We start from the raw sequence: 20,410 nt of genomic DNA, 5'->3' as shown, positions 1-20,410 counted from the left end.
TTCACGGGCCCCAGGGGGCCCTCCACTTCGGGATCGACGACCTCGGACGGGCATCACCTGTGCGGCGACGTGCCGTGCCGGCTCAGCTCTCGGGGTAGAGCTCCGCGAGCTGGTCGACGATGGCGGGCACGCCGTCGGGCCAGTCGTAGGACAGGGCCGTGGGCGGCGAGACGGACGAGACGGCGACGTTGCCGACGACCTTGACGACGTTGCCGTCGGCGATCGCGGGGATCGCCTGGAGCTCGTCGGACTCGCCGAAGGTCTCGGCCTCCTCCTCGGTGTACGTGTAGGCGATGAGGAAGTCCGACTCGAGCCTGTCGAGCTCCTCGTAGGACAGCGTGTAGAAGAACCCGCCGTCGGAGGAGTCGAGCTCGGTGACCGACGGGGCCGAGACGACGCCGAGGCCCTCGAGGATGCTCACGCGGGGGTCGGCCGGGGTGTAGACGTACACCAGGCCCTCGGAGGGGGAGTCGACGACGGCGGCGAAGGTCTTGCCCTCGAACGCGGGGTGCTCGGCGGCGAGGTCGGCGAAATAGGTGTCGATGTCCGTCAGGACCTGCTCACCGGCCGCGGAGCGGCCCAGGGCCTCGGCGGTGATGGTGATGATCTCGTCCCACGGCGTGGTCCAGGGGCCCTCCGGGTAGGCCACGACGGGCGCGATGTCGGAGAGCACCTCGTACTGCTCCTCGGTCACACCGGAGTAGGGCGCCAGGATGAGGTCGGGGTCGGCCTCGACGAACTCCTCGTAGGGCACGGACGCGCCCGCTTCGGGATCGGTGAAGATGACCGGCTCCTCGGCGCCGAGCGCCTCGTACTCCTCGGCGACCCACGGCACGAGCGCCTGCTCGCCGACGGTGAAGACCTGCTCGGCGACACCGACGGGTGCGACGCCGACGGCCAGCGCCGCCTCGGTGGAGCCCCAGCCCCAGGTGGCCACGCGCTGCGGCTCGGACTCGATCGTCGTCTCGCCCAGGGCGTGGGAGATCGTGACCGGGAACTCGTCCGTGGCGCCGCCGGCGTCCTCGGTCGACTCCTCGGCCGCGGCGGTCTCCTCGGCGGAGTCCGTCTCCGGGTCGCTCCCGCCGGAGCAGGCGGTCAGCGTCAGGGCGCCGACGGCGGCGAGGCCGACGGCGGTGGTCAGGGAGCGGCGACGAAGCACGGGTTCTCCTCGGTGTGGTCGCGGCGCGCCGCGACGGCGTTCAGATGAGGGAAGGCTAACCTCATCTCGGTGCTCCTCGGAACCCCGTGGCCGCCTCGTGGACGAATCGTGATGTGAGGTGTCTCACCGGGCCGCGCCCAGCGGCACTCCTCAGCGACCGTGCTCGGCCGACCCGTCCGGCGCGAGGGACCCGTCGGCGCGGCGGTGCCGCCCCACCGGCACGATGAGTGGCGTGCCCGCGACCGGGTCCGGGACGACCTTCGCGTCGAGGCCGAAGGCGTCGAGCACCGTGCGGGCGTCGAGGACCTCGGCCGGAGACCCCTCGGCCACCACCCGGCCGGCGCTCATCACCACGAGATGGTCGGCGTAGCGGGCGGCGAGGTTCAGCTCGTGCAGCACCATCACCACGGTCGTGCCGCGCTCGGCGTTGAGGTCGGTCAGCAGGTCGAGCAGCTCGACCTGGTGGGCGACGTCGAGGAACGTCGTCGGCTCGTCGAGCAGTACGACGTCGGTCTCCTGGGCGAGCACCATGGCGACCCAGACCCGCTGCCGCTGGCCGCCGGACAGCTCGGCCACGGGCCGGTCGGCGAGGTCGGCGACCCCGGTGGCCTCCAGCGACCGCAGCACCACGGCGTCGTCGTCGCTGGAGTGCCGCCCGAACCAGCCCTGGTGCGGGTAGCGGCCCCGCCCGACGAGCTCCGCGACCCGGACGCCGTCGGGCGCGACCGACGTCTGCGGCAGCACGCCGACGGACCGGGCCAGCTCCTTGCGGGGCATCGAGGTGACGTCCCGGTCGCCCAGCGTCACGCGCCCGGCCTCCAGGGGGTGCAGGCGGGCCAGTCCACGCAGCAGCGTGGACTTGCCGCAGGCGTTCGGGCCGACGACGGCGGTCACCTTCCCGGCGGGCAGCGTCAGGTCGAGACCGTCGATGACCCGGTGGCCGTCGTAGCCGATCGAGACGCCGTGCGCGACGAGCGCCCCGGCGGCGGTCGGCGCCGGGCGGACGTCGGGGCGGTGCGGGATGTCGATCATGCGCGAGTTCTCTTCTCGTGGGTGGCCAGCAGCCACAGCAGGTACGGGGCGCCGACCAGCCCGGTGACGATGCCGGTCGGGGCGGCCACGCCGAGCAGGCCGTTCTCCGCGACGATGTCGGCGGCGAGCACCAGGGTGGCGCCCGTGGCGACGGACACGGACAGGGCGGGACCGCCGTCGTCGAGGAGGCGTCGGGCGATGGCGGGGGCGACGAGCGCGACGAACGCCAGGGGGCCGACGACGGAGGTCGCCAGCGCGACGAGCCCGACCGCGGCGAGCAGCGAGCCGATCCGGGCCGCGTCGGTTGGCACGCCGAGTCCGCGGGCGTGGTCGTCGCCGAGTGCCAGGGGCGCCTGCCACCGGGAGATCAGCGCGACGACCAGCGCCAGGGCGGCGAGGCCCAGGCCGAGCACGACGAGGGGGGTGCCGCGCACGTCCGCCACGCTGCCCACGGTCCACACCAGGGCCGACGCGGCGTCGCGCTGGTCGGCGCTCGCGAGCATCCAGGCCAGGACCGACGAGGCGAGGTAGGCGAAGCCCACCCCGACGAGCACGAACCGGATGGAGTGCAGTCCCTGGCGCCAGGCGAAGAACCAGATGAGCAGCGCGATGACGGCCGCGCCGCCGAACGCGCCCGCCGACACGGCGAGCCCGGTCAGGCCCAGTCCGAGCATCGCGTACACCGCGCCGACGGACGCGCCGGTGGCGATGCCGAGGATGTCGGGGCTGGCCAGCGGGTTGCGCAGCGTCGACTGGAACAGCGCGCCGGCGAGGCCGAACGCGGCGCCGGCCAGCAGGGCGGCGGCGAGCCGGGGGAGCCGGAGCCGCTGCACGATGAACAGGTCGCCGTCGTCGCCGACGCCCACGGCGGCCAGCAGCGCCCGGCCCGGGGACAGCGAGGCGGCGCCGAGCGTCAGGGCGAGGGCCGCCAGCGCGACGATCACCACCGCGAGCACGCCGAGCACGAGCGTGCGCCGACGGCGGCGGCGGGCGCGGAGCCGGACGACCGGGGAGACGGCGGTGGCGGGAGGGAGAGTCGTGGTCATCTCACACCCCCGCGACCTTCTTGCCGCGGGCGACCGCGACGAGGACGGGGGCGCCGAGCGCCGCGGCGACGACGCCGGCCTCCAGCTCGCTGTGCGGCAGCACCAGCCGGCCGATGACGTCGGCGCCGAGCAGCATCACCGGTCCGAGCAGCGCCGACAGCGTGATCACCCAGCGGTAGTCGGTGCCGACCAGGCGACGGGCGGCGTGCGGGACGGCGAGGCCGACCAGGGCGATGGGCCCGGCCAGGGAGGTGGCGGCCCCGGCGAGCAGCACGATCGTCACGCCGGCCACGGTCCGGGTGACGCCGACGCGCTGGCCGAGCCCGCGGGCGATGTCGTCGCCGAGGGCGAGCATGTTGAGCCGGTGCGCGAGGCCGGCGGCCAGGACCACGCCGACGGCGAGGAACGGCAGCACCACCAGGAGCGTCTCGGTCCCGCGACCCGTGAGGGACCCGACGGCCCAGAAGCGGTAGAGGTTGAACGCCTGCTGGTCGCGCAGCAGCACCAGCGTGATGAGCGGGGTGATGAGCGCGGTGACGGTCGCCCCGACGAGGGCGAGCTTGACCGGCTGTCCGGCACCGATCGAGAAGACCAGCGCGGCCGCCCCCGCGGCGCCCAGGAAGGCGAACCAGACGAACTGCGACGGTGCGGTGAGGCCGAGCAGCCAGACGGCGCAGACGACGGCGAAGGAGGCGCCGGAGTTCAGTCCGAGCAGCCCCGGGTCGGCGATGGGGTTGCGGGTGACGCCCTGGATGACGGCGCCGGCGACGCCGAGGGCGAGCCCGGCGGCGATGCCGACCAGGGCGCGCGGCACCCGCTGGCCGGCGATCACCTGGTGGTCGACGTTCCCCGCCACGGGGTCGGTGAGCGCCTGCCACACGACGGGCAGGGACACGTCCCGCACGCCGAGCACCAGGCTCAGGAGCACCACGAGCGCCAGCGCCACGAGGGCGAGCACGCACGCCAGGACCCGGCGTCGCGCGCGTCGGGCGACCTGCTCGGCCCCGGAGACCGGGACCGCGGCGGGGGCGGCGAGCATCAGACCTCCTCCGGCTGCGGCTGGGGGTCCTTGTCGCGGGCACGACGGCGGGACAGCAGCCACGCGGTCGTGGCGAGGCCGAGCACGACCAGGGCCGCCAGCACGGCGGGCTGGTGCAGGAACAGCAGGATGGCGCCCCAGACGACCGCGGTGCCGACGGTCGTCCAGATCGCCGCCCAGATCAGGCAGCCGAAGACCAGGGCGACCAGGTAGCGGGCGAACGGCATGCGGAGGTAGCCCGCGGCGAGGTTGACGACGGTCTGCACCCCGACGGTCAGGAAGGAGAAGGTCACCGCCGGCGGGCCCCACCGGTGGATCTGCTCGATGACGCGGGCGGCGCGCGGCCCGGTCAGCAGCCGGGCGACCCGCGTGCCGCCGACGCCCCGGGCGACGCCGCGCCCCAGCCAGTACGTCGCCTGGGCGCGGGCCATGACGATGCCGAAGGCCGCGACGTAGACGATCCAGTACGGGAAGCCCTCGAGGGTGAACACGCCGTGCCGCTCGGCGTCCGAGGACGCGGCGGCGAGCAGCGGGGCGGTGAGCATGGCCCCATTCTGCCCGAGGAAGGTATGCCTGACCTAACTCGACTTCGTCACGTTCGCGCGGCACTGGGCGCAGGTGCCCCAGAGCTCGATCGTGTGCTCGATGTCGGAGAAGCCCTGGGACGCCCCGACCTCGGCCGCCCAGGCCTCGACCGTGGGGCCGTCGATCTCCACCGCGCGCCCGCAGGAGCGGCACACCAGGTGGTGGTGGTGCTCGGCGCGTGCGCAGCGCCGGTAGAGCGCCTCGCCGTCGTCCGTGCGCAGCACGTCCACGTCCCCGCCGTCGGCCAGGGCCTGCAGGGTGCGGTACACGGTGGCGAGCCCGACGGTGTCGCCGCGGTCGCGCAGCAGCTCGTGGAGCTGCTGCGCGCTGCGGAACTCGTCGCTGGCGTCCAGGACCTCGGCGACGGCGGCCCGCTGCTTGGTCATGCGCAGCGGCTGGTTCATGGTGTGCAGTCTGCGTCCGCGGGTGCCCGGGGGGCAACCTGGACGTCGTCGGGGATGTCCGGGTGCGGGTCGCCGGCGGGGCGGCGGCGTGCGAGGAGCGGGTGCAGTCCCGCCACGACGGCGTAGACGCCGATGGCGAGCACCACGATGAGGGCGCCGGGGGAGAGCGGGTACCAGTAGCTGATGCTCAGGCCGGTCACGCACACGACGACCCCGACCACGGAGCCCACGCCCATGGTGCGGCGGAACGAGTGCGTCACGAGCTGGCCGATCGCGACCGGCACGATCATCAGGGCGGAGACGAGCAACAGCCCGACCACCCGCATCGCGACCGTGACGGTCAGCGCGGCGAGGACGGCCACGGCCATGTTGAGCGCCCACACCGGCAGGCCGGAGGAGACGGCGAACTCCTCGTCGTGGCTCACCGAGAACAGCGCCGGACGCAGCCCGACGCCGACGGCGAGGATCACCAGGCACAGCACCACGGTGAGGATCAGGTCGGTGGTGGTGACCGTCGAGATCGACCCGAACAGGTAGGCCATGAGGCTGCCCGACGAGCCGCCGGCGACGGTGATGATGAGGACGCCGCCGGCGATGCCCCCGTAGAACATGATGGCCAGGGCGAGGTCGCCCGAGGTGCGCCCGCGCCGCCGGACCACCTCGATGAGGACGGAGCCGACGACGGCGGCCACCACCGCGCCGGGGATGGCGAGCACGTCGTTGGGGACCAGGCCCATGGCCGAGCCGACGAGCCAGCCGAGGGCCACGCCGGTCAGCGCGACGTGGCCGATGCCGTCGCCGAGCAGGGCGAGACGGCGCTGGACGAGGTAGGTGCCGACCACCGGGGCGGCAGCCCCGACGAGCAGGGCGGCCAGCAGGGCGCGCTGCATGAGGGGGTCGGTGAGCATGGACGCGATCTCGCTCATGGGCGGGCCTCCTGCTCGCCGGTCAGCAGCGGGCCGTCGGAGAGCCCGACGTCGTGGGCGCCGACGACCGGTACCTCGGAGGTGTGGGGGTGGACGTGCTCGTGCTCGCGCGACCCGTGCTCGGCGTGCGGGCGCGGAGGAGCGCCGTCGTGCACGACCTGTCCGTGCCGCAGGACGACGGCGCGGCTGATGAGGCCGGCGAGCTCGCCGAGCTCGTGCAGCACGACGAGGACCGTCAGGCCGTCGTCGACCAGGCGGGCCATGGTGGCGGCGAACGCCTCCTGGCTGGGCCGGTCCACGCCGGCGACCGGCTCGTCCAGGACGAGCAGCTCCGGCTTGCGGACCAGCGCGCGGGCGATGAGGACCCGCTGCTGCTGGCCGCCGGAGAGCTGGCCCGTGGCGTGGTCGGCGCGGTCGGCCAGGCCGACCTGCTCCAGCGCCTCGCGTGCCAGACGGCGCCATCCGCGCGGCAGGGCGAGCCGGCGGCCGTGCAGGAGCCCGGAGGCGACGACCTCGGCCGCGGTCGACGGGACGCCGGCAGCTGCGCTCACGCGCTGCGGCACGTAGCCCACGCGCTGCCAGGGCACGTCGTCGCCGAGCCGGTGGCCCAGCAGGTCCACCTCGCCGCGGGTCGGCTCCAGCACGCCGACGACGGTCCGCACCAGGGTGGACTTGCCCGACCCGTTGGCGCCGAGCAGCGCGACGACCTCGCCGTGGTCCACGCGCAGGTCGACCCCGCGCAGCACGTGGCTGGCGCCCAGGTGGACGTGGAGGTCGCGGACGTCGATGGCCGGAGCCGTCATGCGCACCCCAGGCCGTCGGTGATCGTCACCAGGTTCTCGTCCATGACAGCAACGTAGTCCGCTCCGGCGTCGAGGTCCTCCGTGGACAGGCCCTCGAGCGGGTCGAGCACGGCGGTGGCGACGCCGAGGTCGTCGGCGAGGGTCTCGGCGACCTTGGGGCTGGTGAGGGTCTCGGTGAAGATCGTCTGCACGTCGTTGTCCGCGACGACCTCGCCGATCTCGCGCAGGCGCGCGGGGGAGGGCTCGGCCTCCGGGTCGATCGCCGCGATGCCGATCTGGGTCAGGCCGTAGCGCTCGGCGAGGTACCCGAACGCGGCGTGGCTCGTCACGAGCGTCTCGCCGGCGCAGGGCTCCAGCGCGGTGGCGAACTCGGCGTCGAGGTCGTCCAGGGTGGACTTCAGCGCCTCGGCGTTGGCCGCGTAGGTCTCGGCGTTGTCCGGGTCCGCCGCGGAGAGCTCGGTGGCGACGGCGTCGGCGACCGGCTCCAGCAGGGTGGGGTCGAGCCAGAAGTGCGGGTCGAGGGCGCCGTGGTCGTGGTCGTCCTCGCCCTCCTCGGCGTGCTCGGCGTGCTCCTCGGCCGTCTCGCCCTCGTGGCCCTCCTCGTCGACCTCGTCCATGTGCAGGACGGTCCCGGGGTTCTCCTCCAGCGTGACGACGTCCGCGGCGTCGACGACGTGCTCCGGCGAACGTGCCTCCACGCCCTCGTCCACGGCGGGCTGGAAGCCCGACAGGTAGACGACGAGGGAGGCCTCGCCGAGCTCGCGCACCTGGGCGGGCGCCAGCTCGAGGTCGTGCGGGTCCGCCGCGGGGGGCGTGAGGTTGTCGACGCTGACGAGGTCGCCGCCGACCTGCTCGGCCACGTACTGCAGCGGGTAGAACGAGGCGAGGACCTGCACGCCGTCGGCCCCTGCGTCGTCGCTGCCGCCGCTGTCGGTGGCGCAGGCGGTCAGGACGAGGCTCAGGGGGAGCGCGGCGGCGAGGCCGAGCGTGGCACGACGGTTCATGAGAACGATTCTCGACCTTGTTGAGAATGAAAGTCAAAGCTGTCGGGTGCGACGTGAGTCACGCTACCGCCGGCGTGCTCCGCAGGCTGCGCGGCGCACGCACCCGTGAGCGTCCCGGCGGGGGTGCGGCACCGACCGGTACGCTGGACCACCGGTGCCCGTCGTGGCACCGAACCCCACCGTGAACGTACGCCCCGCCGGAGCCACCTGCGGGGTCGACACCCAGGAGTGATCCGTGGCAGCACCGTCCGCGACCGCCAAGCTCGACGCCGTCGTCTCCCTCGCCAAGCGCCGAGGATTCGTCTTCCAGTCCGGCGAGATCTACGGCGGGACCCGCTCCGCGTGGGACTACGGCCCCCTGGGCGTCGAGCTCAAGGAGAACATCAAGAAGCAGTGGTGGAAGGCCATGACGCGTCGTCCCGACGTCGTCGGGCTGGACTCGTCGGTCATCCTGCCGACGCCGGTCTGGCAGGCCTCCGGTCACCTGGGCGCCTTCACCGACCCGCTGACCGAGTGCCTGAGCTGCCACAAGCGGTTCCGCGAGGACCAGATGATCGAGGAGTTCACCGAGCGCAAGGGCCGCGAGCCCGAGGGCGGCCTCGCCGAGATCGCCTGCCCGAACTGCGGCACCCGCGGCGAGTGGACCGAGCCGCGCGACTTCAACATGATGCTCAAGACCTACCTCGGCCCGGTCGAGGACGAGTCGGGCCGGCACTACCTCCGCCCGGAGACGGCCCAGGGCATCTTCGTGAACTTCGCCAACGTCGCCGCCGCGGCCCGGCAGAAGCCGCCGTTCGGCATCGCCCAGATCGGCAAGTCGTTCCGCAACGAGATCACGCCGGGCAACTTCATCTTCCGCACGCGCGAGTTCGAGCAGATGGAGATGGAGTACTTCGTCGAGCCGGGCTCCGACGCCGAGTGGCACCAGTACTGGATCGACACCCGCATGGCCTGGTACACGGGCCTGGGCATCGACCCGGAGAACCTGCGCCTGTACGAGCACCCGCAGGAGAAGCTCTCGCACTACTCCACCCGCACGGTGGACATCGAGTACCGCTTCGGCTTCACCGGCAGCGAGTGGGGCGAGCTCGAGGGCATCGCCAACCGCACCGACTTCGACCTGTCGACGCACGCCGAGCACTCGGGCAAGGACCTGCAGTACCGCGACCCGGTGACCAACGAGAAGTACTTCCCGTACGTCATCGAGCCGGCCGCCGGCCTGACCCGCTCGCTCATGGCCTTCCTCGTCGAGGCCTACGCCGAGGACGAGGCGCCCAACACCAAGGGCGGCGTCGACAAGCGCACCGTGCTGCGCCTGGACAAGCGCCTCGCTCCGGTCAAGGCCGCGGTGCTGCCGCTGTCCAAGAGCTCCGAGCTGCTGCCCACGGCCGAGAAGCTCGCCGCGGACCTGCGGCAGTACTGGAACGTCGACCACGACGTCACCCAGGCGATCGGCAAGCGGTACCGCCGCCAGGACGAGATCGGCACGCCGTACTGCGTCACCGTCGACTTCGACACCCTCGACGACCAGGCCGTGACGATCCGCGACCGCGACACGATGAGCCAGGAGCGCGTCTCCCTGGACAAGGTCGCCGGCTACCTCGCGGAGAAGATGCCCGGGGTCTCCTGACCCGCATCGCTGCGCCGACGCACGAACGGGGGCCGTCCTGGTGGGACGGCCCCCGTTCTGCGTGTCCCGCGTCAGCGGGTCCGGCGAGGTCGCCGGGTGCTCAGGACGTCATTTCGCTCGTCTCACCAGGGCCAGGACCAGGCTGACGACCAGCACGGCGACACCGACCCAGAGCAGGAACTCTGCGATGCCGGTGAGCCCGAGGACCAGCAGCACGACACCGATGATGATGAGAATGAGCCAGAGGGGCACGTTGACCTCCTTCGTTGAGGGCGGCAGGTCCTGCCGCGCATCACGTGACCTTGTCACGAAGCGGGACGGACCGCATGTTCGGGGCGGAGAGGACGGGTGTCCGCGCCGCCCGACCGTCATCCGACCTTGCGGTTCCCCTTGCCGACGACCACGAGCACGACGCCCACCACCATGGCGATGACGCCGGCCCAGACGAAGAACTGGCCGAGGCCGACCAGGCCGAGGACGAGCGAGACGAGCCCGGCGATGATGAGGATGAGCCAGAGTGCCATGCGTTTCCTTTCGTTCGGGGGCTCGCGCCACCATGTCAGCGGGGATCGGTCGGTGCGACCCGAGAGCGCCGGATGGTGACGGGCGCCACGTCGTCGGCGTCACAGCGCGCGGTGCGGTCCCGATGGGACAATGGCGGGCGTGACTTCCACGCTCGACCCGACCCGCACGACGCCGCAGCCCGCGCCCGCCACGGACGCTCCGGCGTCGGACACCCGTGTGCTCCCGCCGCTGCAGATCGGTCCGATCACCGTGGACACCCCGGTGGTGCTGGCCCCCATGGCGGGCGTGACGAACCGGGCCTTCCGCACCCTGTGCCGTCAGGCCGGGGAGTCGACCGGGTTCGACCCGGGCCTGTACGTCGCGGAGATGGTGACCTCGCGCGCGCTGGTGGAGCGCAACACCGAGGCGCTGCGCATCGTCACCTTCGGCGAGGACGAGACGCCGCGGTCGGCGCAGGTCTACGGCGTCGACCCGGCCACGGTGGGCGAGGCCGTGCGGATCATCGCCGGCGAGGACCGCGCCGACCACATCGACCTGAACTTCGGCTGCCCGGTTCCCAAGGTGACGCGCAGGGGCGGCGGCGCGGCGGTGCCGTGGAAGCGTGAGCTCTTCACCGGCATCGTGCGCGCCGCCGTGGACGCCGCCGAGCCGTACGGTCTGCCGGTGACGGTCAAGATGCGCAAGGGCATCGACGACGACCACCTGACCTACCTCGAGGCCGGCCGGACGGCCGAGTCGCTCGGCGCCGCCGCCGTCGCGCTGCACGCGCGCACCGCCGCGCAGCACTACTCCGGCACCGCCGACTGGACCGCGATCGCGCGGCTCAAGGAGGAGGTGCGCACCATCCCTGTGCTCGGCAACGGCGACGTCTGGGCCGCCGAGGACGCCGTGCGCATGGTGCGCGAGACCGGCGCGGACGGCGTCGTCGTCGGCCGGGGCTGCCAGGGCCGCCCGTGGCTGTTCGCCGACCTCGCCGCCGCGTTCCACGGCTCCGACCTGCGGGTCCGGCCGGGCCTGCGGGAGGTCGCGGACACGATCTACCGCCACGGCGAGCTGATGATCGCCTACTACGACGGCGACGAGGACAAGGGCATGCGCGACCTGCGCAAGCACATGGCCTGGTACCTCAAGGGGTACCCCGTCGGGGGAGACGCCCGCCGCGGGCTGGCGATGATCTCCACCCTCGCCGAGCTGCGCGATCGGCTGGACGGCCTCGACCTCTCTTTGCCGTACCCGGGCGAGGAGGCCGAGGGGCCGCGCGGCCGCGCCGGCAGCCCGAAGAAGCCGCACCTGCCCTACGGCTGGCTGGACTCGCGCGAGCTCGACGCGGAGTTCGAGGCGAAGCTGCGCGAGGCCGAGCTCAGCGTCTCCGGCGGTTGACCGACCGCCCCTCTTTCGTTGTGGGCATGAAATCCGCAGGTCTGGACCGGTCCAGACCTGCAGATTTCATGCCCACAACGGCTACGAGAGCAGGGTGTCGCCGACGAACCCGCCCGGCTCGCACCCCGGCGGGATCGCGAACACGGACGACCCGATCGGCGTCGTCCACCGGTTCAGCAGGTCGAGCTCGGCGAGCCTGCGCTGCATCGGCGTGAACTGCTCGTCCACGTCGGCCTGGAAGCACGCGAAGATCAGCCCCGCGTCCGACACGTGGTCCCCGCTCGGGGCGTCGTCGTAGTTGTAGCCGCGCCGGAAGATCCGGTCGTGGCGACCCTCGTCGACTCCGCGGGCCCGCCGCAGGTGCGAGAACTCCGGGATCACGGAGAAGCCCGCGTCGGTCCGCGCGGCGAAGTCGGGCTCGTCGTGCTCCCGGGTCCCGGTCAGCGGGGCGCCGGTGGCCTGGGTGCGGCCCACCGACTGCTCCCGTCCGGCCCGACCGACCGTGTCCCACTCGTCGAGGTCCATGTGGATGCGGCGCACGACGGCGCTCGTGCCGCCGGCCATCCAGCCCTCGGTGACCCACACGACCTCGTCGAAGTCGGCCGTGCCCGGCACCGGGTTGGCGGTGCCGTCCACCTGGCCGAACAGGTTCCGCATCGTCGTGCCGGGGGCGACCGACCCGTGGGCGCGGCGGAACCCGCGCTGCGTCCAGCGCACGTCGGCGAAACCGCGGGCGTCCTTGAGCAGCATCCGTGTCGCGTGGGACACGGTGAGCTGGTCGTCCGCGGTCACCTGCAGCAGCAGGTCACCGTCGCTGAAGCCGGGTTCGAGCCGGTCGATCTCGAACGCGGGCAGGGGGTGGAGCCACGACGGCGCGGCACCCCGGGCCCGCTCGACGAACCGGGGGCCGAACCCGAAGGTGACCGTCAGCCGTGCGGGCGCCACCGCGAGCTCGGGCTCGGTGTCCGCCAGCGCCGCCTCGCCCTGGGTCAGCCGGGCGGCGTCGTCGGACAGGATCCGCATGAGGCGTCCCAGCGCCTCGCGGTCGACGTCGTCGTGCAGGTCCAGGGCGACGAACGTGGCGTACGCCTGGGCGTCGGTGGTGATGCCGGCCTGGTGGACGCCGTGGAACGGGACCGTCTCGGTGCCGTGCACCGGCACGGGGGCGTCCTGCGCCGCTGCCCCGGGCCGGTCCAGGACGTGCTCGGCGCCCAGCGCGGCGACCGCGCCGAACCCGGCGGCAGCCCCTCCGAGGAGGAACTGCCGCCGGGTCGAACCGGACCGGCCGCGGGCGCCCTCGTCGGACGCCGCCATCAGGAGTCCTCGTGCTCCGTGTCGTGGTCCCCGTCGGGGTCGTCGCCCTCGTAGCTCTCCTCGGCGCCGGTGAAGTCCTTGACCGTCGCGGTGAGCTCGGTCGTCGAGTCGTCGGCGAAGGTCAGGGTGAACGTCACCTCGTCGCCGGCCTGGATCGGATCCGCCAGGTCCATGAGCATGAGGTGGTGCCCGCCGGGCTCCAGAATCAGCGTGTCCCCGGCGGGGACGACGAAGCCGCCCTCGACCTCGGTCATGGACATCTCGCCGGAGGAGTCGGCGGCGGTCTCGTGCAGCTCGATCATCGCCGCGGCCCCGGTGGAGGCCGCCACGATGGTCAGCTCGTCCTCGCCGCCGTTGGTGATCTCGCCGAACCCGGCGGTCATGCCCTCGTCGGCCGCCTTGACCCAGGCGTCCTGGATCGACACCGCGTCGGCGGCGGTCGTCGGGGTCCCGGTCGAGGTCGCCTCGGCCGCGGCGTCGTCGGTGGAGCAGCCCGCCAGGCCGAGGGAGCCGGCAGCGAGCAGCAGGGCGAGCGTGGTGGTGGTGCGTCGGGTGGTCACAGGTGTGCCTCTCAGGTCTCTGGGGTCGGCGCGCTGCGCGGCACCGCCCATGGCGTGCGGGCGCGGCGCGTCCGGGGCCCGTCGCTCGACGGACCCGGGGGAAGGGTTCAGAGCGCGGAGAGGGCGGGGGGTCCACGGCGCTGCAGAGGTCGCAGCTCGGGGCGGGGGAGGCTCGACGTGCGGCGTCGGGCCGGCACGAGGGTCCGGACGGCGGGGGCCTCGTACCCCACGGCCGCCGGGTCGACCCAGCGGGGTGCGAGCCGTGCTGCGACCGTCGTGGCGGCCCGTCGCAGCCGGAGCAGGAACAGCTCGCCCCGGAAGAGCAGGGCGACCGTCGCGGCAGCGGCCGCCACGTGCCAGAGCCACATGCGGGCGTCGGCCTGGATCAGGTCGACGGTGGTCGCCGACGGCGTGAAGGGCGCGAGCACGGCGTGCCCGGCGTGCGGGCCGGACGGGTAGGCCGCCTCGGTCGGGGTGCCGAGCACGAACAGCGTGTGGAAGAGCACCTGGCCGACGACGACCGACGCGGTCGTCCGCCAGCGCGCGACCCGGCGACCCGCCAGCAGCGTGGACAGCCACAGGGACAGCGCCCAGGGGGCGGCGACACCGAGCCAGCCGGGCACGGAGCCGCCGCCGGCGACGTGCGACGCCAGCGCGACGCCGGTGGTCAGGGTCGCCACCAGGGTGCCGCGCAGCACGCGGACCTGGCGCGACGACCCGGTGGTACTCATCGCCAGCAGCCTATGACATGCTCGCCGGCCCGCCGTCGCGTGCTGTGGGCATGAAATATGCAGGTCTGGACCGATCCAGACCTGCATATTTCACGCCCACAGCGGATGCCGGGGGCGGAGGGCGGAGGGCGGAGGGCGAGGGTCAGGCGCGCAGCCACACGGTGGTGTCGGCGGGCAGCTCGCCGTCCACCGGGCCCGAGGCCAGCAGCGCGGTCGCGCCGTCGGGCAGCGCCACCGGTGCGGTGCCGAGGTTGGCCAGCACGACGACGTCGCCGTTGCGGAACGCGACGACGTCGGCCGAGTCCTCGAACGCCGCCAGCCAGGTCAGGCTGCCGTGCCCGAGGCCCTCGGCGCGCCGGGTCGCCAGGGCGGCCCGGTACAGCTCGAAGGTCGAGCCCTCGACGCCGTACTGGACGTCCGCCGCGTAGCGCGCGTAGGAGTCGGGCTGGGGCAGCCAGGGCTCGCCGGACGGGCCGAAACCGAAGCCCTCGGCGTCGGCCGCCCAGGGCAGGGGCACGCGGCAGCCGTCGCGGCCGGCCTCGGCGCCCTCGGTGCGGAAGTGTGCCGGGTCCTGCCGCACGTCGTTCGGCATCGTGGTGTGCTCGGGCAGGCCGAGCTCCTCGCCCTGGTAGAGGTACGCCGAGCCGGGCAGGCCGAGCATGAGCAGCGTGGCGGCGCGGCCGCGGCGCAGCCCCAGCTCCTCGTCGGGCTGCGGGTCGGTGGCGAAGACGCCGTTCGGCCGCACCCCGACGTCGGGCAGGCCGAGCCGCGTGACGTGGCGGACGACGTCGTGGTTGGACAGCACCCAGGTGGTGGGTGCGCCGACCTCGTCGTTGGCCTCGTACGACGCCGCGACGACGCGACGCAGCGCGGCGGCGTCCCAGCCGGTGGTGAGGAACGAGAAGTTGAACGCCTGGTGCATCTCGTCCGGGCGCACGTACCGGGCCAGGCGGGACAGCGGCTCCACCCAGGCCTCGGCGACCAGGCAGCGGTCGCCGTCGTACTCGGCGAGCACGTCGTGCCAGGTGCGGTAGATCTCGTGCACGCCGTCCTGGTCGAACATCGGGCCCTGGTTGCCGGCGCCGGTCGAGCCGTCCTCCGGGGCACCGGGGTCGGCCTCGTCGGAGGTGCCGCCGTCGACCATCGACACGTGCCCGTGCCAGTCGGGCAGCCCGTCGGCCTTGACCAGGCCGTGGGCGACGTCGACGCGGAAGCCGTCGACGCCCTTGTCCAGCCAGAACCGCAGCACGTCGGTGAACTCGGTGCGCACCTCGGGGTGGTTCCAGTCGAGGTCGGGCTGGGTGGAGTCGAACAGGTGCAGGTACCACTGCGGGCTGGGCTCGTCGTAGGCATCACCGTCGGCCGTGCTCGAGGCCTCGAGCCGGGTCCAGGCGGGGCCGCCGAAGATGGACTGCCAGTTGTTCGGCGGCTCGTCGCCGCCCGGCCCGCGGCCGTCGCGGAAGATGTAGCGCGCGCGCTCCGGGGACCCCGGGGCGGAGGCCAGTGCCGCCTGGAACCAGACGTGCTGGTCGGAGGTGTGGTTCGGCACGAGGTCGACGACGACGCGCATGCCGCGCGCGTGGGCGCCGGCGAGCATCGCGTCGAAGTCGGCGAGGGTGCCGAACAGCGGGTCGACGTCGCGGTAGTCGGCGACGTCGTACCCGGCGTCGTTCTGCGGCGAGCGGTAGAAGGGTGAGAGCCAGACGGCGTCGACGCCGAGGGTCTGGAGGTGGTCGAGGCGTGCCGTGATGCCGGGGATGTCGCCGATGCCGTCCCCGTTGCCGTCGGCGAACGAGCGCGGGTAGACCTGGTAGATGACGGCGTCCCGCCACCATTCGCGGGCGGTCTCGGACCCGACGTGGACCGTGGCGCCCGCGGCGAGGCGCTCCGGTGTCGGGATGGTCGGCTCGGTGGTGGCCATGAGGGTCCTCAGCTGTGGTCGGTGGCGGGTACGGCGATCGAGTGTAAGCGTTGCTGCAAGTTTCTTGCTGCGAGGGCCGTCCTGGACGCGTCGGTGGCGCGTCCCAGCCTGCGACGGGTCCGTCGCGGTGGCAACCCTCGCCGGGCGGTCTGACGGGCGGTCAGTCGCGGGGCGCGGGGCCGGTGGAACCGCGCACGACCAGCTCGGGGGAGAAGAGCAGCTCCGTGCGGGGGGCGCGGTCGCCGCCGATCTCGGTCAGCAGCGCGCTGACGGCCGCGTTGGCCATGGCGTCCACCGGCTGGCGGACCGTGGTCAGCGGCGGTTCCGTGAAGGCGATGAGCGGGGCGTCGTCGTAGCCCACCACCGACACGTCCCCGGGCACGTCCAGGCCCTGGGCCCTCGCGGCGCGGACCGCGCCGAGCGCCATGATGTCCGAGCCGCAGACGACGGCGGTGTGGCCCGACGCGAACAGGTCGGCCGCGGCGGCCTGGCCGCCCTCGAGGGTGTACAGCGTGTTGATGGCGTGCGAGCGGGCCGCGGCCTCGTCGGACGCCAGGCCGTGCCGGACCAGGGCCGCGGAGAACGCCGCGACCTTGCGCTGGGCGGGCACGTACCGCTCGGGTCCGATGGCGAGCCCGATGCGGCGGTGACCCAGCGTGACCAGGTGCTGGACCGCCACGTCGATGCTCTCGGCGTCGTCGGGGGAGATGAACGGGGCGTCGATGCCCGGCGCGTAGCCGTTGACGAGCACGATCGGCACGCCCTGGCCGCGCAGCAGCTCGTAGCGCGCGTGGCTGGCGCGGGTGTCCGCGTGCAGGCCGGAGATGAAGATGATGCCGTCGACCGAGTGGTCCACGAGGGTCGAGACGTACTCGTCCTCGGTGGTCCCTCCCGGGGCCTGGGTGCACAGCAGCGGCGTGTAGCCTCGCTGCGCCAGGATCGACTCCACCGCCTGGGCGAACGCCGGGAAGACGGGGTTGGTGAGCTCGGGCACCACGAGGCCGACGAGGCCGGCCGACCGGCCGGCCAGCGCCGACGGGCGCTCGTAGCCGAGCACGTCCAGGGCCGCCAGGACGGCCTGGCGGGTGGAGCTGGCGACACCGGGCTTGCCGTTGAGCACGCGCGACACCGTCGCGGTGGAGACCCCGGCCTGGTCGGCCAGGTCGCTCAGTCGGGTGCGCACGCCTGCGATCGTAAGGGACACGGGACCTCCTCGTCCTCGGGCGACCGCGGTTCGGACGCTTCCTGGATCGTCGTTTGCAGAAACGTTATTGCAAGATCTTGCAAATCGCGAACATCCTGCTCTAGATTCGTCCCCAGCAGGGCCCACCGGCGTGCATTGCCCACGGGCCACCACCCCCGAAAGAAGCTGGGAGATCCCGATGCGACGGAGCATCCTTATCGCGTCCGCCCTGGTCACCACTCTCGCCCTGTCGGCCTGCGGGTCGGCCGACGACGCCGGTGACGCCGCCGAGGACACCACCGACGAGAGCACGGCCGAGGCCACCGACGCCGGCGAGGACATGGCGACCGGCTCGCTGACCGTGTGGGTCGACGAGACGCGCGAGAGCGCCGTCGAGTCCGCCGCCGAGGCGTTCGAGACCGAGACCGGGGCCGAGGTCGAGATCGTCCTGAAGAACTTCGAGGACATCCGCTCCGACTTCATCGCCCAGGTCCCCACCGGCGAGGGCCCCGACGTCACCGTCGGCGCGCACGACTGGCTGGGCGAGCTCATCACCAACGGCGTCGTCGCCCCGGTCGAGCTCGGTGCCACCGCCGAGGAGTTCGAGGACGTCGCGGTCGAGGCCTTCACCGCCGACGGCGCCGTCTACGGCCTGCCGTACGCGATCGAGAACATCGCCCTGATCCGGAACACCGAGCTGGCCGACACCGCGCCCGCCACGTGGGACGACGCAATCTCGATGGGCGAGGACGCCGACACCAAGTACCCGTTCCTCATCCAGACCGGGACCGAGGGCGACCCGTACACGTACTACCCGTTCCAGACGTCGTTCGGCGCCCCGGTGTTCGAGCAGAACGAGGACGGCTCGTACTCCCCGGAGCTCGCCATGGGCGGTGAGGCCGGTGACGCCTACGCCCAGTGGCTCGCCGAGCAGGGCGAGGCCGGCACGCTGACCACCGACATCACCTACGACATCGCGGTCGAGGCCTTCGCCAAGGGCCAGTCGCCGTTCATCGTGGGCGGTCCGTGGATGCTCGAGCAGTTCGCCGACCTGGACCTCGCGATCGACCCGGTCCCCGCCGCCGGTGACCAGGCCGCCCAGCCGTTCGTGGGCGTCCAGGGCTTCTACGTCAGCGCCCAGAGCGAGAACGCCCTGCTGGCCAACGACTTCCTCGTGAACTTCCTGTCCACGCAGGACGCCCAGACCGCGCTGTTCGAGGCCGGCGGCCGCCCGCCGGCGCTCACCGCCGCCGCCGACGCCGCGTCGTCGGACCCGATCGTGGCGGGCTTCCGCGAGGTCGGCGCCGAGGCCGTGCCGATGCCGTCCATCCCCGAGATGGGTTCGGTGTGGGCCTTCTGGGGCGTCACCGAGGCCAACATCATCTCCGGCTCGGCCGACCCGGCCGAGGCCTGGAGCAAGATGATCTCGGACATCGAGGGCGCGCTCGACTCCTGACGTCCTGACCTCTCGCGACGGGCCGTGGTGCGACCACGGCCCGTCGCGCGATCCCGGAAGGCTCCTCGATGACAGACCTGCAGCAGACCCGCACCGCCTCGGACGAGGCGCCGGGTGACGCTCCCGCCCCGCCCGACTCCACCCGCCGACGTCGCCTCGGCCGTCGCGACGAGTCACCCGCCGGCCGCTACGGCGCCGGGTTCCTCGCCAAGCTCGCCCTCATGGCCGTCGCGAACGCGTTCGGCGTCTACGTGCTCTGGTCCGCGTGGCTGGCCGAGTCGTGGATCATCCTCGGCGCCATGCTCGTCATGCTCGCCGTGGCGAACTGGGTGTACTTCTCGCGTCGCACGGTGCCGCTGAAGTACGTGCTGCCCGGTCTGATCTTCCTGTTCACGTTCCAGATCTTCACCATCGGCTACACCGGCTGGGTGGCGTTCACGAACTACGGCGACGGCCACAACTCCACCAAGGACGACGCCGTCGCCGCCCTGCTCATCCAGAACGAGCGGCGCGTCGAGGGGTCGCCCGCGCTGCCCCTGACCGTCGTCGCCGACGGCGAGGAGCTCGGGTTCGCCGTCGTGCAGCCCGACGGCACGGCCACCGTCGGCGACGCCGAGGCGCCGCTGTCCGCCGTCGACGCCACCGTCGCCGAGGGCCGGATCACCGCCGTCGACGGCTGGGAGGTCCTCGACCGGGCCGAGGTGCTCGCCCGTCAGGGCGAGGTCACCGACCTGCGGGTCCCGGTCTCGGACGACCCGGGTGCCGGGTCGGTGCGCACCCAGGACGCCCGTACCGGCTACGTCTACGAGTCCACGCTCGTGTACGACGAGGCCGCGGACACGATGACGGACACCACCACCGGCACCGTCTACACGCCCAACGACGAGGGACAGTTCGAGGCCGCGGACGGCTCCACGCTCAACGTCGGCTGGCGCGTGTTCGTCGGGTTCGACAACTTCACCACCGCGTTCTCCGACTCGCGCTACTCCGGGCCGTTCCTCCAGGTCGTGGTGTGGACGTTCGTCTTCGCCTTCGCCTCGGTGGCCACGACGTTCCTGCTCGGGATGTTCCTGGCCACGGTCTTCAACACCCCGATGCGCGGGCGCAAGATCTACCGCACGCTGCTGATCCTGCCGTACGCCATCCCCGGGTTCGTCGCCCCGCTGCTGTGGTCCGGCCTGCTCAACCGCAGCTTCGGGTTCGTCAACCAGGTGCTGCTCGGAGGCGCCGCCGTCCCGTGGCTGACCGACCCGTGGCTGGCCAAGCTGTCGATCATCGGGGTCAACCTGTGGCTCGGGTTCCCCTACATGTTCCTCATCTGCACCGGTGCGCTGCAGTCGCTGCCCACCGACGTGCTCGAGGCCGCGAAGATCGACGGCGCCGGCCGGCTGCGCACCTGGCGCTCGGTCGTCATGCCGCTGCTGCTGGTCTCCACAACCCCGCTGCTCATCTCGAGCTTCGCGTTCAACTTCAACAACTTCGCCCTGATCTACATGCTCACCGGCGGCGGACCACGGTTCGAGGACGCCTCGGTGCCGCTGGGGCACACCGACATCATGATCACGATGGTCTACTCCGTGGCCGGTCTGGACGGGAACGCCCCGAAGGACTTCGGCCTGGCCAGCGCGCTGTCCATCGTCATCTTCGTGATCATCGCGACGATCTCGGCCATCGCCTTCAAGCGGACCCGCTCGCTCGAGGAGATCAACTGA

20 protein-coding genes are annotated in these 20,410 nt (G+C 72.8%); 4 read left to right on the top strand and 16 right to left on the bottom strand.

The genetic code is table 11. The features are described 5' to 3' along the window. Nucleotides 1-82 precede the first annotated feature (82 nt). The 9 genes from PO879_RS10235 to PO879_RS10195 all read right to left on the bottom strand — a co-directional run bounded on the left by PO879_RS10235 (nt 83) and on the right by PO879_RS10195 (nt 7,998). Nucleotides 83-1,159 carry an iron-siderophore ABC transporter substrate-binding protein gene (locus PO879_RS10235; RefSeq protein ID WP_278234801.1) on the bottom strand — a complete coding sequence of 359 codons (1,077 nt, stop codon included), beginning with the start codon at nt 1,157-1,159 and terminating at the stop codon, nt 83-85. Between the two features lie 150 nt (nt 1,160-1,309). Continuing rightward, entirely contained in the window at nt 1,310-2,191 is an 882-nt protein-coding gene (locus PO879_RS10230) for an ABC transporter ATP-binding protein (RefSeq protein ID WP_278234800.1), read from the bottom strand. Then, entirely contained in the window at nt 2,188-3,237 is a 1,050-nt protein-coding gene (locus PO879_RS10225; RefSeq protein WP_278234799.1) for an iron ABC transporter permease, read from the bottom strand. Before PO879_RS10225 ends, PO879_RS10230 begins: the two co-directional genes overlap by 4 nt. A gap of 1 nt (nt 3,238) precedes the next feature. Continuing rightward, the gene (locus PO879_RS10220; RefSeq protein ID WP_278234798.1) at nt 3,239-4,276 is read right to left on the bottom strand and encodes an iron ABC transporter permease; all 1,038 of its coding nucleotides are present in this window, start codon (nt 4,274-4,276) and stop codon (nt 3,239-3,241) included. Next, nucleotides 4,276-4,821, bottom strand: coding sequence for a VTT domain-containing protein (locus tag PO879_RS10215; RefSeq protein ID WP_278234797.1), 546 nt, complete (start codon nt 4,819-4,821; stop codon nt 4,276-4,278). Before PO879_RS10215 ends, PO879_RS10220 begins: the two co-directional genes overlap by 1 nt. Before the next feature lie 33 nt (nt 4,822-4,854). After that, on the bottom strand, nt 4,855-5,265 hold the full coding sequence (locus tag PO879_RS10210; protein ID WP_278234796.1) for a Fur family transcriptional regulator: 411 nt from the start codon (nt 5,263-5,265) through the stop codon (nt 4,855-4,857). Continuing rightward, the gene (locus PO879_RS10205) at nt 5,262-6,191 is read right to left on the bottom strand and encodes a metal ABC transporter permease (protein ID WP_278234795.1); all 930 of its coding nucleotides are present in this window, start codon (nt 6,189-6,191) and stop codon (nt 5,262-5,264) included. The genes PO879_RS10210 and PO879_RS10205 overlap by 4 nt, the downstream gene beginning before the upstream one ends. Beyond that, the gene (locus tag PO879_RS10200) at nt 6,188-6,994 is read right to left on the bottom strand and encodes a metal ABC transporter ATP-binding protein (protein WP_278234794.1); all 807 of its coding nucleotides are present in this window, start codon (nt 6,992-6,994) and stop codon (nt 6,188-6,190) included. Before PO879_RS10200 ends, PO879_RS10205 begins: the two co-directional genes overlap by 4 nt. Continuing rightward, entirely contained in the window at nt 6,991-7,998 is a 1,008-nt protein-coding gene (locus PO879_RS10195; RefSeq protein WP_278234793.1) for a zinc ABC transporter substrate-binding protein, read from the bottom strand. The genes PO879_RS10200 and PO879_RS10195 overlap by 4 nt, the downstream gene beginning before the upstream one ends. Before the next feature lie 235 nt (nt 7,999-8,233). Here PO879_RS10195 and PO879_RS10190 point away from each other — a divergent pair, with 235 nt between their 5' ends. Further along, nucleotides 8,234-9,628, top strand: coding sequence for a glycine--tRNA ligase (locus PO879_RS10190; protein ID WP_278234792.1), 1,395 nt, complete (start codon nt 8,234-8,236; stop codon nt 9,626-9,628). 108 nt (nt 9,629-9,736) lie between these two features. Here PO879_RS10190 and PO879_RS10185 read toward each other — a convergent pair whose 3' ends face one another. Further along, nucleotides 9,737-9,880: a hypothetical protein gene (locus PO879_RS10185; protein ID WP_278234791.1), complete on the bottom strand. Its 144-nt coding sequence runs from the start codon at nt 9,878-9,880 to the stop codon at nt 9,737-9,739. A gap of 116 nt (nt 9,881-9,996) precedes the next feature. Further along, on the bottom strand, nt 9,997-10,152 hold the full coding sequence (locus PO879_RS10180) for a hypothetical protein (RefSeq protein ID WP_278234790.1): 156 nt from the start codon (nt 10,150-10,152) through the stop codon (nt 9,997-9,999). A gap of 130 nt (nt 10,153-10,282) precedes the next feature. On the opposite strand from PO879_RS10180, the gene dusB reads away from it, so the two are divergent. After that, a complete protein-coding gene (gene dusB, locus PO879_RS10175) occupies nt 10,283-11,533 on the top strand; it encodes a tRNA dihydrouridine synthase DusB (RefSeq protein ID WP_278234789.1) in 1,251 nt (416 codons plus the stop codon). A gap of 81 nt (nt 11,534-11,614) precedes the next feature. Here the strand turns inward: dusB and PO879_RS10170 are convergent, their stop codons facing one another. The 5 genes from PO879_RS10170 to PO879_RS10150 all read right to left on the bottom strand — a co-directional run bounded on the left by PO879_RS10170 (nt 11,615) and on the right by PO879_RS10150 (nt 17,242). Beyond that, nucleotides 11,615-12,847 (bottom strand): Dyp-type peroxidase, encoded by a 1,233-nt coding sequence (locus tag PO879_RS10170; RefSeq protein ID WP_278234788.1) that lies wholly within the window; start codon nt 12,845-12,847, stop codon nt 11,615-11,617. Further along, nucleotides 12,847-13,407 (bottom strand): copper chaperone PCu(A)C, encoded by a 561-nt coding sequence (locus PO879_RS10165; protein WP_278234787.1) that lies wholly within the window; start codon nt 13,405-13,407, stop codon nt 12,847-12,849. Before PO879_RS10165 ends, PO879_RS10170 begins: the two co-directional genes overlap by 1 nt. A gap of 107 nt (nt 13,408-13,514) precedes the next feature. Next, entirely contained in the window at nt 13,515-14,138 is a 624-nt protein-coding gene (locus PO879_RS10160; RefSeq protein WP_278234786.1) for a hypothetical protein, read from the bottom strand. A 142-nt stretch (nt 14,139-14,280) separates the two neighbouring features. Then, the gene (locus PO879_RS10155) at nt 14,281-16,059 is read right to left on the bottom strand and encodes a glycoside hydrolase family 13 protein (protein WP_278234785.1); all 1,779 of its coding nucleotides are present in this window, start codon (nt 16,057-16,059) and stop codon (nt 14,281-14,283) included. A 160-nt stretch (nt 16,060-16,219) separates the two neighbouring features. After that, on the bottom strand, nt 16,220-17,242 hold the full coding sequence (locus PO879_RS10150; RefSeq protein ID WP_278234784.1) for a LacI family DNA-binding transcriptional regulator: 1,023 nt from the start codon (nt 17,240-17,242) through the stop codon (nt 16,220-16,222). A gap of 199 nt (nt 17,243-17,441) precedes the next feature. On the opposite strand from PO879_RS10150, the gene PO879_RS10145 reads away from it, so the two are divergent. Further along, nucleotides 17,442-18,698, top strand: coding sequence for a maltose ABC transporter substrate-binding protein (locus tag PO879_RS10145; protein ID WP_278234783.1), 1,257 nt, complete (start codon nt 17,442-17,444; stop codon nt 18,696-18,698). Nucleotides 18,699-18,766: 68 nt separating this feature from the next. Then, entirely contained in the window at nt 18,767-20,410 is a 1,644-nt protein-coding gene (locus PO879_RS10140; protein ID WP_278234782.1) for an ABC transporter permease subunit, read from the top strand.

The organism is Isoptericola sp. AK164 (assembly GCF_029643425.1).
In the GTDB taxonomy this organism is placed as follows: domain Bacteria; phylum Actinomycetota; class Actinomycetes; order Actinomycetales; family Cellulomonadaceae; genus Isoptericola; species Isoptericola haloaureus.
The sequence above is the reverse complement of the archived record's forward strand: the minus strand, read 5'-3'. Positions and strand labels throughout refer to the sequence as shown.

Coding starts and splice junctions, on each gene's coding strand:
- PO879_RS10230 (WP_278234800.1), bottom strand. CDS start 2,191: ATGATCGACATCCCGCACCGCCCCGACGTCCGCCCGGCGCCGACCGCC.
- PO879_RS10140 (WP_278234782.1), top strand. CDS start 18,767: ATGACAGACCTGCAGCAGACCCGCACCGCCTCGGACGAGGCGCCGGGT.
- PO879_RS10155 (WP_278234785.1), bottom strand. CDS start 16,059: ATGGCCACCACCGAGCCGACCATCCCGACACCGGAGCGCCTCGCCGCG.
- PO879_RS10180 (WP_278234790.1), bottom strand. CDS start 10,152: ATGGCACTCTGGCTCATCCTCATCATCGCCGGGCTCGTCTCGCTCGTC.
- PO879_RS10170 (WP_278234788.1), bottom strand. CDS start 12,847: ATGGCGGCGTCCGACGAGGGCGCCCGCGGCCGGTCCGGTTCGACCCGG.
- PO879_RS10145 (WP_278234783.1), top strand. CDS start 17,442: ATGCGACGGAGCATCCTTATCGCGTCCGCCCTGGTCACCACTCTCGCC.
- PO879_RS10215 (WP_278234797.1), bottom strand. CDS start 4,821: ATGCTCACCGCCCCGCTGCTCGCCGCCGCGTCCTCGGACGCCGAGCGG.
- PO879_RS10220 (WP_278234798.1), bottom strand. CDS start 4,276: ATGCTCGCCGCCCCCGCCGCGGTCCCGGTCTCCGGGGCCGAGCAGGTC.
- PO879_RS10195 (WP_278234793.1), bottom strand. CDS start 7,998: ATGAACCGTCGTGCCACGCTCGGCCTCGCCGCCGCGCTCCCCCTGAGC.
- PO879_RS10225 (WP_278234799.1), bottom strand. CDS start 3,237: ATGACCACGACTCTCCCTCCCGCCACCGCCGTCTCCCCGGTCGTCCGG.
- PO879_RS10205 (WP_278234795.1), bottom strand. CDS start 6,191: ATGAGCGAGATCGCGTCCATGCTCACCGACCCCCTCATGCAGCGCGCC.
- PO879_RS10160 (WP_278234786.1), bottom strand. CDS start 14,138: ATGAGTACCACCGGGTCGTCGCGCCAGGTCCGCGTGCTGCGCGGCACC.
- PO879_RS10200 (WP_278234794.1), bottom strand. CDS start 6,994: ATGACGGCTCCGGCCATCGACGTCCGCGACCTCCACGTCCACCTGGGC.
- PO879_RS10210 (WP_278234796.1), bottom strand. CDS start 5,265: ATGAACCAGCCGCTGCGCATGACCAAGCAGCGGGCCGCCGTCGCCGAG.
- dusB (WP_278234789.1), top strand. CDS start 10,283: ATGGCGGGCGTGACTTCCACGCTCGACCCGACCCGCACGACGCCGCAG.